12 protein-coding genes are annotated in these 15966 nt (G+C 63.3%); 9 read left to right on the forward strand and 3 right to left on the reverse strand.

The annotated features are described in order from the left end of the window. Positions 1 to 817 precede the first annotated feature (817 nt). Both VNH11_20440 and VNH11_20445 read right to left on the reverse strand, forming a co-directional pair. Positions 818 to 1276: a TA system VapC family ribonuclease toxin gene (locus VNH11_20440; GenBank protein ID HVA48746.1), complete on the reverse strand. Its 459-nt coding sequence runs from the start codon at positions 1274 to 1276 to the stop codon at positions 818 to 820. Beyond that, positions 1248 to 1532 carry a hypothetical protein gene (locus VNH11_20445; protein ID HVA48747.1) on the reverse strand — a complete coding sequence of 95 codons (285 nt, stop codon included), beginning with the start codon at positions 1530 to 1532 and terminating at the stop codon, positions 1248 to 1250. Before VNH11_20445 ends, VNH11_20440 begins: the two co-directional genes overlap by 29 nt. 867 nt (positions 1533 to 2399) lie before the next feature. Between VNH11_20445 and VNH11_20450 the strand changes: the two genes are divergently transcribed. The 8 genes from VNH11_20450 to VNH11_20485 all read left to right on the forward strand — a co-directional run bounded on the left by VNH11_20450 (position 2400) and on the right by VNH11_20485 (position 13872). Then, positions 2400 to 3419, forward strand: coding sequence for a dihydrodipicolinate synthase family protein (locus tag VNH11_20450; GenBank protein ID HVA48748.1), 1020 nt, complete (start codon positions 2400 to 2402; stop codon positions 3417 to 3419). Between the two features lie 2 nt (positions 3420 to 3421). Beyond that, positions 3422 to 5086: a hypothetical protein gene (locus tag VNH11_20455; protein HVA48749.1), complete on the forward strand. Its 1665-nt coding sequence runs from the start codon at positions 3422 to 3424 to the stop codon at positions 5084 to 5086. A 99-nt stretch (positions 5087 to 5185) separates the two neighbouring features. Then, positions 5186 to 5593 (forward strand): hypothetical protein, encoded by a 408-nt coding sequence (locus tag VNH11_20460; GenBank protein HVA48750.1) that lies wholly within the window; start codon positions 5186 to 5188, stop codon positions 5591 to 5593. Between the two features lie 127 nt (positions 5594 to 5720). Continuing rightward, the gene (locus VNH11_20465) at positions 5721 to 6032 is read left to right on the forward strand and encodes a hypothetical protein (GenBank protein ID HVA48751.1); all 312 of its coding nucleotides are present in this window, start codon (positions 5721 to 5723) and stop codon (positions 6030 to 6032) included. A 154-nt stretch (positions 6033 to 6186) separates the two neighbouring features. Then, complete coding sequence (locus VNH11_20470) at positions 6187 to 7074, forward strand: response regulator (protein ID HVA48752.1); 888 nt, start codon at positions 6187 to 6189, stop codon at positions 7072 to 7074. 40 nt (positions 7075 to 7114) lie between these two features. Continuing rightward, positions 7115 to 7462, forward strand: coding sequence for an STAS domain-containing protein (locus VNH11_20475; GenBank protein ID HVA48753.1), 348 nt, complete (start codon positions 7115 to 7117; stop codon positions 7460 to 7462). 1127 nt (positions 7463 to 8589) lie between these two features. Next, complete coding sequence (locus VNH11_20480) at positions 8590 to 9249, forward strand: hypothetical protein (GenBank protein ID HVA48754.1); 660 nt, start codon at positions 8590 to 8592, stop codon at positions 9247 to 9249. Between the two features lie 591 nt (positions 9250 to 9840). After that, positions 9841 to 13872, forward strand: coding sequence for a hypothetical protein (locus VNH11_20485; protein ID HVA48755.1), 4032 nt, complete (start codon positions 9841 to 9843; stop codon positions 13870 to 13872). Between the two features lie 258 nt (positions 13873 to 14130). Here VNH11_20485 and VNH11_20490 read toward each other — a convergent pair whose 3' ends face one another. Next, the gene (locus tag VNH11_20490; GenBank protein ID HVA48756.1) at positions 14131 to 15054 is read right to left on the reverse strand and encodes an SUMF1/EgtB/PvdO family nonheme iron enzyme; all 924 of its coding nucleotides are present in this window, start codon (positions 15052 to 15054) and stop codon (positions 14131 to 14133) included. A 257-nt stretch (positions 15055 to 15311) separates the two neighbouring features. Between VNH11_20490 and VNH11_20495 the strand changes: the two genes are divergently transcribed. Beyond that, a complete protein-coding gene (locus VNH11_20495) occupies positions 15312 to 15962 on the forward strand; it encodes a transposase (GenBank protein ID HVA48757.1) in 651 nt (216 codons plus the stop codon). The last annotated feature ends 4 nt before the right edge of the window (positions 15963 to 15966 follow it).

Raw genomic sequence — 15966 nt, forward strand, 5'->3', positions numbered from 1 at the left:
TCGGCAGATGACAGCACCGGACGCCACGAGTGCGCGGGACGATGTCTAAATCCCAACAGGATTGCTCACCGTTTCTTGCAGCCTCCGCCGGCAGATACGATGATCCACGGCGGTTTTACGGCATAACACCGGACCCGGAAAAGGGGATAAGTCCCATTTAATAATGGGAGTCGCGGTAGGGACGGCCCTTTCGGGCCGCCCCCCGCACAGATCCGTACGTGAGGCACTACCTCATACGGCTCCTACCTTGGGTATCACGATTCGCCGCCGCGCGGCTGGTCGTACGCTCGACAATCCGATGCCACGCAAGCCCGGCTCAGAGTCCAGCGCGTGTAAGGTTTGCCTGGCGTTCCCCTTGGTCAGTCTCCTTCCCTCGACAGGCTCCGCCGCCGCCATCGGGCCGGCTTTGTTCGCCTGCTTTGTCGGTACTACGAGACCGTCCGACTTCCCGGAAGCGTGCATGTTGGGCGTGTGGTCATGGACCTTCCCCAACCGTCCCGCGCCGCCATTCGGCATGGGCACTTCCGGGATCTCCCGGTTCTCGCGATTGGAATATTGTCGCATGCTCAGGTTCTCTGACTCCGCCGTGTCCGCGAGCGTCTCGCCCATGTCGACGCCCTTGGTGTGGCCTTCCCCCCGATAAGACAAGGTCGGCACACGGAAGTGATGATTTCGGAGCTCAATGCTGGCCTGCTAAACCCTCATGGCGGACGCTCAGACCGGACACGTTGCCGTATCCCGCCCTCCGTTGGAGGCCGAAGCGACTGGCTAAGTCTTCTTCGTACACCACCCGTGGCACTTCGCGGCACCCGAGCCGCTAGCTCGCTTGCAGCGTAAGAAGCTTCAGGCCAGCGTTTTGAAACGCGGCGAAATCCCGGTCGAGCGTGATGAACTTCATGCCGCCGGCGATGGCATACGCCGCCAGATAGGCGTCCATCCACGCTTTAGGCGCGGCGCTGGCTCTGCCGGCCAGTTGGCGCCAAAGAGCGAGAAGGCCCGCCGGCTCGTCGCAATACTCCACATACGGCGCTGCCATAAACCGGTCGAACAGATCGAGCGCGTCGTTGTTCGTCAACTCGACGGCCGCATATTGCCGGGCGAGGGCCGGCGTCGAAACCAAACGCAAAAAGCTCTGCCGCGTTGCGCGGCAAAAGAAGGCCGGGCGGTTATCCGCCGCCGCCATTGCACTGGAGGCAACCTGATGTCCCGGATGCGAGCTGAACGAGAGCGCAATCCAGATATTGCTGTCAACGAGACAGCCCGACTCGTTCGCCATCTTCCCGTTCCAGGATTCCGTGTTCCAGCGCGACAAGATCCGACAACGTCATGCTTCGCGCGGGTGCGTCAACGGGACATTCGATGTAGGGCAGACCCGATTGGGGATGCGTCCTGACGACAGGCCCGCGAACCGAGGCGGACGGCCGCTCAGCCATGGCCAGTCCCTTGCGAAGCAACTCCGCGACCGCGTCGTCGAGCTTACAGCCGTCGCGCCGCGCTCGCGTCTCGACTTCATTGACCAAGGCATCGGGCAAATCCAGGGTCGTCTTCGTGCTAAGAATCCTACCATTCCGGCGGCTCACCGTCAAAAAGCAAATGCATGATCTTTGTACCGGCGGATCTCCGCCGGGCTCGCCGCCCTGCAAAGCACGAGCTACTCGCCGGCGGGATGGCCGCCGTAGCAGCAAAGGCGGCGCGAGCCACTTTCTGAACTTCACGAACGTCTCATGGGTCCGCTTTGCTTTCACCCGACATAGATAAGCGTCAGTGGCCGAGGGGTCGAGAAAATAGCGAAGCAGGTGGCAGACCGTGATCCGCGTGCCGATAAGCTCACGACCGCGGCCGCGATATTGCCGCTTGATGCGCGAAGAGGCAAAAAACGCGCACGGGCAGTCACCGCAAGGAGTTGTGCCATAACAAGTTACAGTTTCGACCGCGCAGCCGCGCTGTAGAAAAGCGACACGCGCGTGTCGCTTTTGTCGGCGCACGGTCGCTCCGGCCGCAAGGTTCTGGAGACGCCAGGCGGCTTTCCTCCATTCGCGGAGCGAGAAGGCGACGTTGTGCATAAGCGACACACGTGTCGTATTTGTCGGTGCGCGGTCGGTCTGGCGCGCGATGTGTCGGAGACGCCAGGCGGCTTTCCTCTCGCGGAGCGAAAGGGCTACGGTGCGCAAATGCGCCGCGACACGCGTGTCGTTTGCGCGGGCGGGCCAACTGGGCAAAAGGACGTTGCTGTGCCATGATTGAGGCGAGAAATCGAATGAGCTTCACCCATCGCCCGTCGCCTAACGCCCGGATATGCCGGTTTTGCCGAGAGTGGCGTGCCGCCCGCAAGCTCATTGCCGCGTCGTCCCGCGTGTTGTAGTCTTTCAACAACCTCATCCGTTTCCAAACGAACCGACATGCCGGCCGAGCGACTCACGGGCATCTTCACTCCCAACATCGTGCCGCTCGACCCGCGCGGCGAGATCAACGAGCCGGAGCTGCGCCGCTACACCGATTGGCTCATCGACCGCGGCGTTCACGGCCTCTACCCCAACGGGTCGACCGGCGAGTTCACGCGGTTCTCGCCCGAAGAACGCCGCCGCATCATCGCCATCATGGCCGACCAGACGCGCGGCCGCGTGCCGATCCTGGCGGGCGCCGCCGAAGCCAACGTCCGCGAAACCATCGCCGCCTGCGAGTATTACCACGGCCTGGGCGTGCGGGCGGTGGCCATCGTGTCGCCCTACTACTACCGGCTCAGCCCGGCCAGCGTCTACGCCTACTTCCGCGACATTGCCCGGCATTCGCCCGTCGATATCACGCTTTACAATATCCCCATGTTCGCCTCGCCGATCGACGTGCCGACCATTCAGCGGCTGAGCGACGAATTCGAGCGCGTGGTGGCCATCAAGGATTCGTCGGGCGACTTGCCGAACATGATCCGCATGATCAAGGCCGTCCGCCCCCATCGGCCCGACTTCAGCTTTCTTACCGGATGGGACGCCGCCTTGATGCCGATGCTGCTCATCGGCTGCGACGGCGGCACCAACGCCACCGCCGGCATCGTGCCGGAGCTGACCCGCAAACTCTTCGACCTGACGCTCGCGCGGCGGATCGACGAAGCCCGTGAACTGCAATTCAAGCTGATCGGCCTGTTCGACGCGATGCTCTTTTCGGCCGACTTTCCCGAAGGTTTTCGGGCGGCGCTTTCGCTGCGCGGTTTCAACCCCGGCGCCAGCCGGCAACCGCTCAGCGACACGCAGCAGGTGCAGATGTCCGCCTTGCGCGACACCTTGCAATGCTTGCTGGCCGAAGAGGGCTATGCCGACCAGCCGATCGGTGGTTGTCCGCCCGGCGGTGCCCGGCCCGATGCGAAAGCGGTCGATCAGATCGTGCAAGGCGTGATGGCGGAGCTGAAGCGGCGCGGAATGGCGTAAGAATGCCGAATGCCGACCGACGATCGCTGTGGTATGCCGCCTTTCTGCTGCTGGTGTTTCTGGTCGGCTGCGTCGAGCTGGAAGATCCCGACATCTGGTGGCATCTCCGCACCGGTCAGTTGATCTACGAGCGCGGCGCCGTGCCGCGCACCGATTGGTTCACCTACACCAACCCGGACAGCCCGTGGATCGACCTTCATTGGGGCTTCCAGCTTATCGCCGCGGCACTGTGGAAACTGGGCGGCGTGCCGGCGCTGGTTGTGACGAAGAGCCTGTTGGCGGTCGCGACGTTCGGCGTGGCGATGGCGGCCGGGCAATCCATGATTCACCCGCCTCAGGCCGGGAAGCCCGACCTGCGCTTCGCTTGGCAGACGGTGGCCTGCTGGTTGCCGCCGGTGCTGATTTTCTCCGGCCGCAACCAGGTGCGGCCCGAGATGTTCTCGCTGCTCTTTCTGGCCGCCGAGCTGGCGATTCTCTTGCACGCGCGCTCCAGGCCGCGGCTGGTTTGGTTCTTGCCGGTCATTCAGCTTTTGTGGATCAACGTTCACGGTCTTTTCGTGCTGGGCCTGGTGCTGTGGGGATGCTTTGCCGTCGACCAATTGATTCAGGCGAGCGTGCGGCGTCAGCCTCCCGGTAGTTCAACTGCTACCGGCCCGTTCACGCGCGCCGGCACTCGCCTGTTCCCGATCAGCGGACTGCTGCTTGCCGCGACTCTGGCCAACCCCTACGGCGTTCATGGTGCGCTTTTTCCGATCACGCTGCTGGCGCGCATCGAAGGTCCCGATCACCAGTTCTATTCCCAGTTCTCCGGCGAATTCTTGGGCATACCGGATTTCATCTCCCTGCACGGCGTGCTGCCGCTGTTCCGCGATCTGACGATCTTGATGTTGGCGGTGTTGTTCGTGTTGGGTCTTTTGAGTTTCGTGCCGGGCATCCGGCGGCGGCGCGTCGATCTCTTCCGCTTGGCCATTTTTGCGCTCTTCGCCTGGCTGGCCTGGAAGGCGAACCGCAACGCGGTGTTGTTCGCCCTGGTGGCGGGCACGGTCTTGCAGGCCAACGTGGCCGAATGGCTGTCGGAACGTTCGCGGACGTCGCGCCGCTTCGGCCTGGGGCGCGTGCTGACGGCGGCCGCTCTCGGCGTGCTGATCCTCGGCGTGCCCTTCGATTTGCTTTCGAAGACCAAGGTCCGGCCGGGTGAGAGTCCGCGGCTGTTTGGCGTGCGGGAGATTCCACGTGCTTTTCCGCACGAAGCAGCGGAGTTCCTGGGCCGCGAGGGGATGCCTCGCTACTGTTATGCGCTCGACGAAGGCGCCGCCGCGGTGTACCTCTTTCACAATGGGCCACAACGCCGCGTCTTCGCCGACGCCCGACTCGAGGTCAACACGCGTGCGACGCTCGAACGCTACCTGGCCGTCGAACGCCTGCTGATGCATGGCGACCCGCGGGTGTTCGACGAATTGACGCGGGACGTTCCGCCCGACGGCGAGGGCAAGAAGGAAGTTCCGGCCCTGCTGATTTCTCTTCGTTACCTGGCCACGAATCCGCGACTGCAAACCGGGCTGGCGATGTTGAAGCGATTTCGCCGGGTGTACGTCGATTATGTGGCGGTGGCGTTCCTCGACGAAAGCCAAGCCGAGCTTCTGGGCCTGGCCGAAGTGCGTGAATAAGCCGCTTCGCAATGGGATTCAGCGCTGTAGAATAAGCAGTATCGGAGTGGGCGCGTTGATTCTCCGACCTGCTGCTTTTGCGAACGAGGGCCGATCGACATGAGCTTGGACCATCTTCCAGACACCGGGCACGTCCCATTCGCCGGGCCGGGGCAATCTGCCGATGTTGAGCGCCGCCAGGAGCACGCAAGGCGCGGCGCATGGAACGACGTCATCGACCGCGTTCTCGTCGAGTGGCGGCTACACCCCGAACGCCTCGAAGATGACGGCATCGATTCGCCCACTCCGGCCGCGATCGCCGGCGCCAGCCGCACGGCATGTCAGCTTCGCGACGACGGATCTCCGTTACCGACAAACATCGCTCCGACGGGCGACGGCGGAGTGGCGCTGCACTATGAGCACAAAGATGTCTTGCTCACGATTGAAGTCGACGCCGCCGGCAAGCGCGAAGTGCGGTTCTTTTTTGAAGGCGAGCTGGTACGGCTCAGTGACGCGCAGCCCAGCTAACGACACCCTACGATGGCCGATTCCGCCGATCTCGGCTCCATTGCCGCCGACGAACTGCTTCTGCGCCGGATACCGGAATCAACCAACTGGTAACCGGCCTGACTCAGGATTCATCGATCCGGCGGCCTTGACGCCCAACAAGAACGACGTCACCGGCCTTTCAATGGGCCGCGCCGCATTCTGCGGCCCCGAGGAAGAAGCGGCCAAGGGCCGCTCCGGAAAAAGGTACTACGTGGCTGTGCTCCTTGCCGCAAAAGTGAAGGCCGGTGGAGCTGCCGTTGTTCCGCGCCCGCTGCCGGACGACGTCGGCCATGCCGAGATCGTCAATCTCACATATCGGAGCAAAAAAACCGAGGAATCGCTCAAGCTCATCCAATCGCTCCGATCAGCCGTTCTTCGAGTAGAGGGACCTTTCGACGGGCGTGCCGTTCCGGGCTAGGATTTCGCCGCCGAGCAAATCCTGACACGGCCCACCGCCTCATTGCACGCGGTCGGGGGGACGCTTTACAATACTGGTCGTTCCCCAAATCGCGGCGGGCGTCGGCGGTAGCGGCGCTCGCCTGAACTCCACGTTTCAAGCAGGCGGCGGTTTTATGGCAACGGTGCTCATCGTCGACGATTCGGCCGTCGATCGGCGGCTCGCGCAAGGCGTTCTGGAAAAGAACCCGGAATTGGCCTTTCTCTATGCCGTCGACGGCGCCGACGGGCTGGAACAGATCAAAATCTCGCCGCCCGACCTGGTGCTCACCGACCTGCAGATGCCGGTCATGAGCGGCCTGGAATTGGTGCGCCAGGTGCGCGAGAAATATCCCCTGATCCCGGTGATTCTGATGACGGCGCAAGGAAGCGAAGAAATTGCCGTGCAGGCCCTGGCTTCGGGGGCCGCCAGCTATGTGCCCAAGTCGCGGTTGGCGCGCGACCTGGCCGACACGGTCGATACGGTGCTGGCCACCTCGCGAGCGCAGCGGCACCACGCGCGCCTGATGGAGTGCGTGACCCGCAACCATTGGACCTTCGTGCTCGACAACGAACCGAGCCTGATTCCGGCCATCGTCGACCACTTGCAGCAGCACATCACGCGGCTCAGGCTGTGCGACGAAACCGGCCGCATCCGTATCGCCATCGCCTTGGAAGAAGCTTTGCTCAACGCCCTGTATCACGGCAATCTGGAAGTCAGCTCCGAGCTGCGCGAGCAGGACACCAAGCGGTATTACGAGCTGGCGGAAGAGCGCCGCCGCGAAGAGCCGTACCGCAGCCGCACGATCCACTTCGAAGCCACGCTCAGCAGTCCGGAGACGGTGTTCGTGGTCCGCGACAGCGGGCCGGGTTTCAATCCGCACAGCGTGCCCGATCCGACCGACCCGGCCAATCTCGAACGAGCGTCGGGGCGGGGGCTGATGCTGATTCGCGCCTTCATGGACGAAGTGCGCCACAACGAACGGGGCAACGAGATTACCATGATCAAGCGCAGCGAGCGATGAGTCCGCGCGCTTCCTTTTACCCTCCTTTCCTCGGTTAGTTATGGCCAATCTTCTCAAGCAAGAGGGCATTACGGTTATCGAAGTCGACGCACAATACGACTCGCTCGACGTGGCGAAGCTGAATGAGTTCGGGTCGCAACTGTTGGCGGCGGTTGCCGAGGCCGAGCCGCCGACGGTCTTGCTCGACATGGGCAAGACCACCTTCATCGGATCGAGTTTTCTGGGTCTCTTGATCCGCGCCTGGAAGCGGCTGCGCGACCGGCGGGGGTCGCTGGCCTTGTGCAACGTGAACGACGTGTGCGGCGACGTGCTGCGGGCCAGCAAGCTCGACATGATCTGGCAGGTGTTTCCCGACCGCGACGCGGCCGTGGGCCGCCTGCGGCCGTAGCCACGAGGCTTCGCCCTGCCGCGTTGCCCGACACGACGCATCACTGAGGCCGAGGTGGCCCGCCAGGCCTTCTCTCGTGCGACTCGTTCATTCGCGACTCTCTTCCGGAAGGATTTCGGTAGCCCTTTCGCTCCGCGAGACGAAAGCCGCTTACTCCCGCGCCCATGCGACACGCGTGTCGCATGGGCGCGACTTCGGGGCGACGCCGCCTAGACCAGAGGATCGCGCGGCGCTGGCTGGGATCCGCCGTCGGCAGCGGCTGACCGAACGGCAAATCGGTATGGCGTGGCAGCAGCGGAACGATTTTGCCCTTAGCAACCTCCGCCTCCGCGAAGACACCTCCGCCGCGCCGCCGAACAGAAACTGCCGCCGCTCAATGGAGATTGAACCACGCCGATGATCACCGCGGCTTTCTTCGCTTCGGAGACACTGGCGCCCGCTTGGCTGTTGCCGGCCGTGGCGCGACAGCAGGCACCCGGCCGTCGCGGCGATGGTCGGCGAGGAACCGCTTGAGGGAAGAGCCGCCGGGCAGACCGCGCAGGCCGATTCGCAAGGCGTTTTCCACACTTGACCAATTGTCGGCGGGCGACTCGATGATCGTCCCCGAGCGGACCTGCGGCCAGGTGCGCGTGCGGCGGTAATGGGGCGTCGGCCCACTGCAGGATCCGCTCGGGCGACAGCTTTGGAATCGAATGCAGGTTTCGTACGCCGCGGTATTGCGCCCAAAGCTTGCCCAACGCCAGGCCCTTGGGTAGTCCGCGGCTCCCCTTTCGCAAGGCGACAAGACGGCCTTTTCCACAAACGCCGCTGCGCGAGTCAACCAGAGCGGCTCGTCGTCGCCGAACGGAGCGGCGCGTTTTTGCATCTCGATGAAGTCAATCGGTGGTTTGTCGACTGGCCTCGACAACTTCCTTCAATTAGTCCGCTGCTTGCTCGGAATGGGCCAACCGCGGGCTGCCGATCTAGGCGATCGCGTCGCCCCGATCAGATGGCGCAAGCTGACCCCAGACGAGGCGGCCCACGCGCGCCGGAAGCTTCCGGAATCCTTTGGATAAACGTATAATGGCCACCCTAGACCACGGTGGAGGAAAGAGTTCCACTTTGCCCAACGCATTTTCGGAGTGACGATGATCCAGATTCTTTATGGCGATGAGGGACACAAAATTCGCTGCAACGCCCTGGCGGCCGCGACACCCGGTTCGAGCGTGGCCAGCGCGTCGGGCCCCGCGTTCGATAAGAAAATAATGAAAATCGACACCCTCACGTTTTGGGGCCACGGCGATGCCTCGAAGTTCTGCGGTATGACCGCGACCGATTTCATCAGCAAGGTCAAGGAATGGATGAAATGGAACCCGACCATCAAGACCGTGGAGATCATCACCTGCAATTCACGCCACGGCACGCTGGATTCCAAAAAACTCGACGACGGCACGGTCGAGACCAGTTGGGTCAAGTCGTTTACCGATCAGGTGAAGCCCGGTCTGAAGAAACTAGGCTTGACCGTGAAGGCTTTGCCGTTGGGCATCTCCTACGGCGCCAATCGGTGGTCGATCTTGAAGTTCAGTCCGACGACCAATACCTGGCTGTACGTCACGGCCCCCGGAGCAAAAGACACCGAGGTCATGTGGCCGGGCGTGCATCGAGTGGAGCAGCACCCGCTGTTCGACGCGACAAAGAATTTCGTGACCGCCGGAACCGCGGTGAAAGCTTCGGACACTCTCCGCAAATATACCATCGACTTCGGCGCCATTGGTCAGTTGCGGGCCGCCCTCATCGTCCTGGCCTAGCACGCGGGCGGCGCCGCGGGCTGGTGGTTTTAAGGCAACATGGCGAAATCATTTTTTTGTCGTACTTCCTGCTCGAAAAACCATCTGTCGCGCGGCCGATCGAAAATGCGGTTTTTTCACCGCGGGCGGTACTGTGGCTCTATGAGAGGAGTAAATCGCGCGTCGCAGGGTGGCCGTCACCGCCAAGAAGGTGCGATTGTATAAGCCGATGTTGATGCGTTCGCTCGCAAAGTTCCAACACCATGCTGGACAAGGCCTTACGGCTTCGGACCCGTAAAGCTTCGCCGAATCAGGTACGCAGGTGCCGTACACCAACCCGAAGCGCTAGCGAGGAACGTGAAAAAGGCGGAAAAACCTCGATTGCGCTTCGGGTTAGTGTGAAATGGGAACGGGTTCGGCGAAGCTTTACTCGGACCCGGAGCGCGGCCGCCGTTCTGCCACAAGCGCCGGCGTCAACTGTCAACCGTTGACAGTTGGCCGGCTGCAAATTTTGGCAGCCTTCCAATTTGCTTGGCAGCCTTCGAAAAAACGCGGACCCTACCGGGAAAGCGCCTATAATGTAGACTAACGCCAATCGAGAAGGTGCATGTTATGGCTGCCGGAACAAGTTCGCCCGATTCGCCGCAGACGCTCCCCAAGCCAAGCGGCCTCGCGACCCAGTTTATCGAATACGACCGCTATATCGAGAACGAGCTGCTGCGCACGCGGCGGCAGGTGAAGAGCGTCGATATCGTCAGCTCGTGCATGCTGCTGGCCGTCGCCGCGCTGGTCTATCTGATGCTGCTGGCACTGGCCGACCACTGGCTCGTGACCGGCGGCCTGGGCCGCACGGCAAGAATCACCGCCTTCGGCGTGCTGGCGGCCGGCACCGCCGCCTTCGCCGTCTTGCGGCTGGCTCCGCTCGTCATGCGGCGCGTCAATCCGGTTTACGCCGCCTACACCATCGAACGCCATCGGCCGGGCATCAAAAACAGCCTGATCAACTTCCTCCTGCTGCGGTCCGAGTCGCAGCGTTTGCCCGAACGGATGTACGAGGCGATGGAAGCGCAGGCGGCCAACGCCCTGACGGCCACCCACGCCGAAGTCGCCGTCGATCGTACGCCGGTCATCCGGCTGCTGATGGCCATGGTGGCGGTCACGTTCTTTATTGCCTTGTATGCCGTGCTGTCGCCGAAAAATCCCTTCACTTCGTTTCGGCGGGTCGTGTCGCCGTGGTCCGACGTGGCGCCGCCCACGCGCGTGGCGGTCCGAGACGTTCAGCCGGGCGATGGGCGGGGCTTTCACGACCAACACGTCGCCGTCAGCGCGCAAATCGACGGCCTCCGCACGGGCGAGCCGGTCGTCGTGCGTTACTCGACGGTCGACGGCCAGGTGCTTGCCCGGTCGGTGCCGATGAGGGTGCCGGAATCGAGCTACCGCTACTCCGTCGAGTTGCCGCCCGACAACCTCGGCTTGCAGCAAGACGTGGAGTATTGGATCGAGGCGGGCGACGCGATCACGCCTCATTATCGCATCAAGGTCGAGACTTCGCCCACGATCGTGGTCGAACAAATCGAGTACGTCTACCCGAAGTATTCGGAGCTGCCGCCGCGCAAGGTGGCGCGTCACGGCGACATCCAGGCCTTGGCCGGAACGCAGGTGACGTTGCGGGCCAAAGCCAACCAGCTTATTCGCGAAGCCAGCGTCGACTTCGAGTGCGACGGACGAAACGATCTCGATCTGCGCATCGACGGCACGAAGGCCGAGGTGAGTTTTCCGCTGGTCTGGAACGAGAAGGCACGGCGGTCCGAGCACGAAAGCTATCAGTTGCGGTTCCGCAATGCCGAGGGACATGAGAACCCCAAGCCGATCCGCTATTCGATCGACGTGATTCGCGACCTGCCGCCCGAAATCGAGCTGGTCGAGCCGGAGTTGGACCCGAGCAAGGACCTGCTGGTTCCGCCCGGCAAGCCGGTGACGTTCGCGGTGCAAGCGGCCGATCCCGATTTCAAGCTGGCCGCCGTGAAATTCCTGGCCCGCCGCAATGGCATGGCGTTGGTCGATGAATCGCTGCTGGCCGAGCCGCGCGGGGGCCAGTTTCAACGCGCTTATGTGCTCGATTTGAAACGCCTGGAAGTGAAACCGGGCGAGCAGATCGAATTCTGGGCCGCGGCCGACGATAACCGTGAGCCGAGCGCCAACCACTCCGAAACGCCGCACTACCGCCTGCGCGTGGCGGCTGCCGACAAGAACGACCAGAATCCGCAGAACCAGGACCAGGCCAATCGCGACGACCAGCGTCAACCGAAGCAGGGAAAGGGCCAGAAGAACGAGTCGGGCAGCCGTCGCAACGACAACCAACAGCAAGGCGAGCAGTCGGGCGAACCGGGCGATCAGCAATCGCAAGAGAAGAAGCAGTCGGGCGGCAAGCAAAACCAGAAGCAGCAACAGCGCGACGACCAGTCGGGCGACAAAGGACCGCAAGGCGGCGGCAAGCAACAAGGTTCTGACAAATCGCCGTCGGCCGGCGACTCCGACCAAGAGTCCGACAAGCAGTCGGGCGAGGGGGAGGGTTCCGGCGAGTCCGATAATAAGGGCTCCGACAAGCAAAGCGGCCGTCAGGATTCCGGCGGCAAGAGCGACGGCCCGAAGCGGCTCGATCCGCAGCGCGACGCCGGCAAGGCCATCGACGAAATCAATAAGCACTTCGACCAGAAGGAAAAACAACAGAACGGCGAGCAGAACGAGCAATCGCAGCCGCAGAAGTCGGGCGAAGGCGCGAAGGAGCAGCAGCCAAACAAGAGCGGCGGCGAAGAGGGTGCTGAGCCAAAGGAAGGCGATGCCGAACAGCAGCCGGGCGAGAAACAGGCCGGCAAAAAACAGCCATCTGGTCAGCCGCAGCCCGGCGAAAAGCAAGGCGACGAAAAACAGTCTCGGGACCAGCAAGAGCAGCACGGCGATCAAGGTCATGGCGCTCAAAAGCCCGATGAGCAGTCTGCCGACGGCGAGAAGGGCGAATCGGAACAAACTGGTGAGAAGCAACAAGCCGGTCAAAAGCCCGCTTCCCAGCAGCATAAGCGTGACAAGAAGGACCAACAGGGCGACCAAGGCGCGTTGGCCGACAAGAAGAACGACAAAAAGCCCGGCGCGGGCGAGCAGGGCAGCGCCGGCGGCGAAGGCGAGGAGGGAGAGGGCGAAAAGGGAGGCCAAAAAAAGCAGGCCGCGAAAAACGGCAAGAAGCCATCGGCCGGCGATAAGCAAGCCGAAGGAGCGGAGCAGGGAGTGGCCAACGAGGGCGGCGATAAGTCGGAGAAGGACAAGTCGGGCGGTGGAAAGTCGGGCGACGCGAAGGTCGGCGACGAGCAAGAGAAGCACGCCGACGGAGAAACGAAGCCGCGCGACGGCCAGGGTGGACAGGCCAAAGGCGCCGGCGAGCGCGACGACAAAATGAAGAAGCACAAGGGTGAGTCGCCCGATCAAAAGGGAGGCGACCAGGATTCGAAAGACAAAGGCCAGGGGGGCGCCGGCGACAGTGAAGGCGCCAACAAGCACGGAGCGCCCGCCCCACACAGCCAAAACCAGCAACGCGACAAGAAGCAAATCAGTCCCGACAGCAAGAAGGGCACTTCCGAAGACGAACCCGAGTCGGCCAGCGACAGCAAGCGGCAGTCCGATTCGCAAAGCGGCCAGCAAGGTGACCGGGACGGCGGCGGCAAGAGCGGCGGCGGACAAAAATCCAACAGCGAAGGGACCGGTTCAGCCGGGCAAAACAGCGAGGCCGATCAGGGCGGCGGCCAAAGCGAAACCAAAGGCAAAGGGGCCAGCGGCGAAAAAGGCGGCGACCAGCAGAAAGCCGAGAAGCCGACCGGCGGCAAGTCGTCGGGCGAAAAAGGTCCCGGCACCAACCAGGGCAAGGGCGAAAAGAGCGACGCGGGACAGCCGTCCGATTCGCCCGAAGCGGCCGACCCGCGCGGCCACAACAACGTCTCGCGCGAGCCCAAGGCCAACCGCGACGAGCAACAACCGACGGGCGAGAAACGTCCGCAAAAGCAGCCGGGCGGCGAGAAAAAACAGTCCGAACCGGCGCCGAAGTCCGACGCTCGCAACGAAGGACCGCAGGGCCAGCCCACGCCGGGCGAGCGCGGCGGGCACGATCTGCGCGGCGGAAAGCAACGCAGCAATCCGACGGGCGGCGGCCAACCCGGCGCCGACGAGACCACTCCTGCGGACGAAGTCGACAACAGCGAACCGGGCGGCGAAGACCCGAACGAGGCGTACGCTCGCAAGGCCACCGATCTGGCCTTGGACCGCTTGAAAGACCAGTTGGCGAAAGACAAGCCCGACCCCAAACTGCTCGAAAAGCTCAAATGGACCCGCGAAGACATCGAGCGTTTTGTGCAGCAGTGGGACCGGCTGAAGAAAGCGGCCGACGAGTCGGGTCCCAAAGGCGAGGCCGCCCGGCAAGAGTTGGACGATGCGCTGCGCAGCCTAGGCTTGAGTCCGCACAGCAGCTCGCTCTCCGGCGGGCAAAAGCGCGACGAGCGGGTGCGGAATCTCGAAGGTCGCCGCACGGCTCCTCCGCCCGAATATCAAGAGCAGTGGATCGAGTTCAACAAGGCCACCTCGAGAAGCCGCAAGCGGTGAGGGCGGCCTTCCGTGCTTGCTCGTAGGGTGGGACCAGCGAGCTTGCGAGCGCCGGCCCACCATGATCGGTGGCTGGGGCAGAAGCTGGCCGAGATCGATCTGGCCCCTTGCAATACGCACCGCCGGCCAGCGATGCCCCGGTGGCGGCGCTACCGGGGCATCGCCGCGGCGGAGCGGTTTGCGCGGAACTGCCCAATCGGCGCGGCTCTGCCCCAGCCACCACCATTCCGTTTCTATTGTTTGGGCGGGTGGTTGTTTTCATTCGGCATCAAGGGCGCAGCGCAGGCCGCTTCCTTCATCGCGCAACTCGGTGCCGCCCGGCATGCGATAGGTCGTGCGATAGGGAACCCTGTGGCCGATCCGCCAGCAATAACCGCGGCCGCAGTGCAGGCGTCGGGCCTCATCGACAAAACTGCCCGTCCACTCGGCCGCGTTGCCGAGCATGTGAAAACAGCCGAACGGGCTCTGCCCTTCGGGCATCGAATCGACCGGCAGCAAGGTGCGCGGGTTGCCGGGCGACGGTCCCCAGTTACAGAGTCGGTCGTCCCAGTCTTCGCCCCAAGGATAGAGGCGGCCGTCGCTGCCGCGGGCGGCTTTTTCCCACTCCTGTTCGGTCGGCAATCGTTTGCCGATCCAGCCGGCGTAGGCGTAGACGTCCCAGTAATCGAGTCCGACGACCGGAAAGCGCGGGTCGGTCAGATCGGGCCGGCCCCAATTCAGCGGCGTGTGGTCCTTGTCCGGCGGCTCGTCCGGGTTGCAATGCGTGTGGTCGCCGCTGGCCCGAACGTACCGCAGAAACTGGGCGTATTCGGCCTGCGATACTTCGTAGCGGTCGATGTAGTAGGCGGGCAGCTCGATCTCTTCGTTGTCGTCGCCGTAGAGGAACTTGCCGGCGGGAACAAGCACCATGTTCGCGGTGCGATCGGCCGGCGGCGACGGCAAGGGTCCGTCGCCCGCGGCAAGATCGACCCACGGCTGCTGCTGCGGCTCGACCACGGGCGGAGTGGAAGTCGGTGCCGACGGGACCGACTTCTCGACCGGCGTGACGGGGGCATCGCCGCGGAAGCGCCAGAGGAAGCACCCCACGATCGCCGCCAAAATCGCCAACACCGAGACCATCATGGTGGGCGCGGTCTGGCTGGACGGGTTGCCCCGCTGCCGCCTGGTTCGGCGAACGCGCATGGATGGTGGGACGTCTGTCATTGCGTGGTCCATTATACATAAATCACACTTTTGCTGCGACCTGGCGGTGCGGCGGCCGCACGACGCGGCGACCAGGAAAAGGGGGACCAGGAAAAGGGGATAAGTCCCATTATTGACACGATCGTCTGTGTGCGGTATCGACCAGGAAAAGGGGATAAGTCCCATTATTGACACGATCGTCTGTGTGCGGTATCGTGGTAGGCATGCCTAGAGCTGCTCGCATCGCCCCTGGTGGCATGGTATTTCACGTCCTCAACCGCGGAAACGACCGCCGAGAGATCTTCGACGAGCGCGCCGACTACGAAGCCTTCCTGCGCGTCATGAAGGAGACACAAGAACGCGTGCCCATGCGGGTATTGGCTTACTGCGTGCTGCCGAACCACTGGCACTTTTTGCTTTGGCCGGCCAACGACGGCGACCTCGGAGCCTTCATGCAGCGGCTGACCACGACCCATGTGCGGCGTTGGCACCTGCACCGCCACAGCGTTGGCCGCGGGCACCTTTATCAGGGGACGTACAAGTCCTTTCCGGTCCAGGAGGACGATCACTTTTACACGGTGGCCCGGTACGTGGAACGAAACGGCCTCCGCGCCAGGCTGGCGAAGGCGGCTGAAGGCTGGCCGTATAGCAGCCTGGCCCAGCGAGCAGGCAAACAAGGCGTCGATGACGCGCCGGAATTGTCGGCATGGCCGGTGGTCCGACCGCGGAATTGGGCGGCGTGGGTGAAGCAGCCACAGACAAAAGCGGAATTAGAAGCAGTGCGACTGTCGGTGAGCCGCGGTCAGCCGTTTGGCGACGAGACCTGGCAGCGGCGGACAGCGGAACGGTTGGGCCTGGAGTTTACGCTCAACCCCCGCGGACGGCCTCGAAAGGCCACGGTTACCTAGCAAA

This window comes from Pirellulales bacterium (assembly GCA_035533075.1).
Taxonomy (GTDB): Bacteria; Planctomycetota; Planctomycetia; order Pirellulales; family JAICIG01; genus DASSFG01.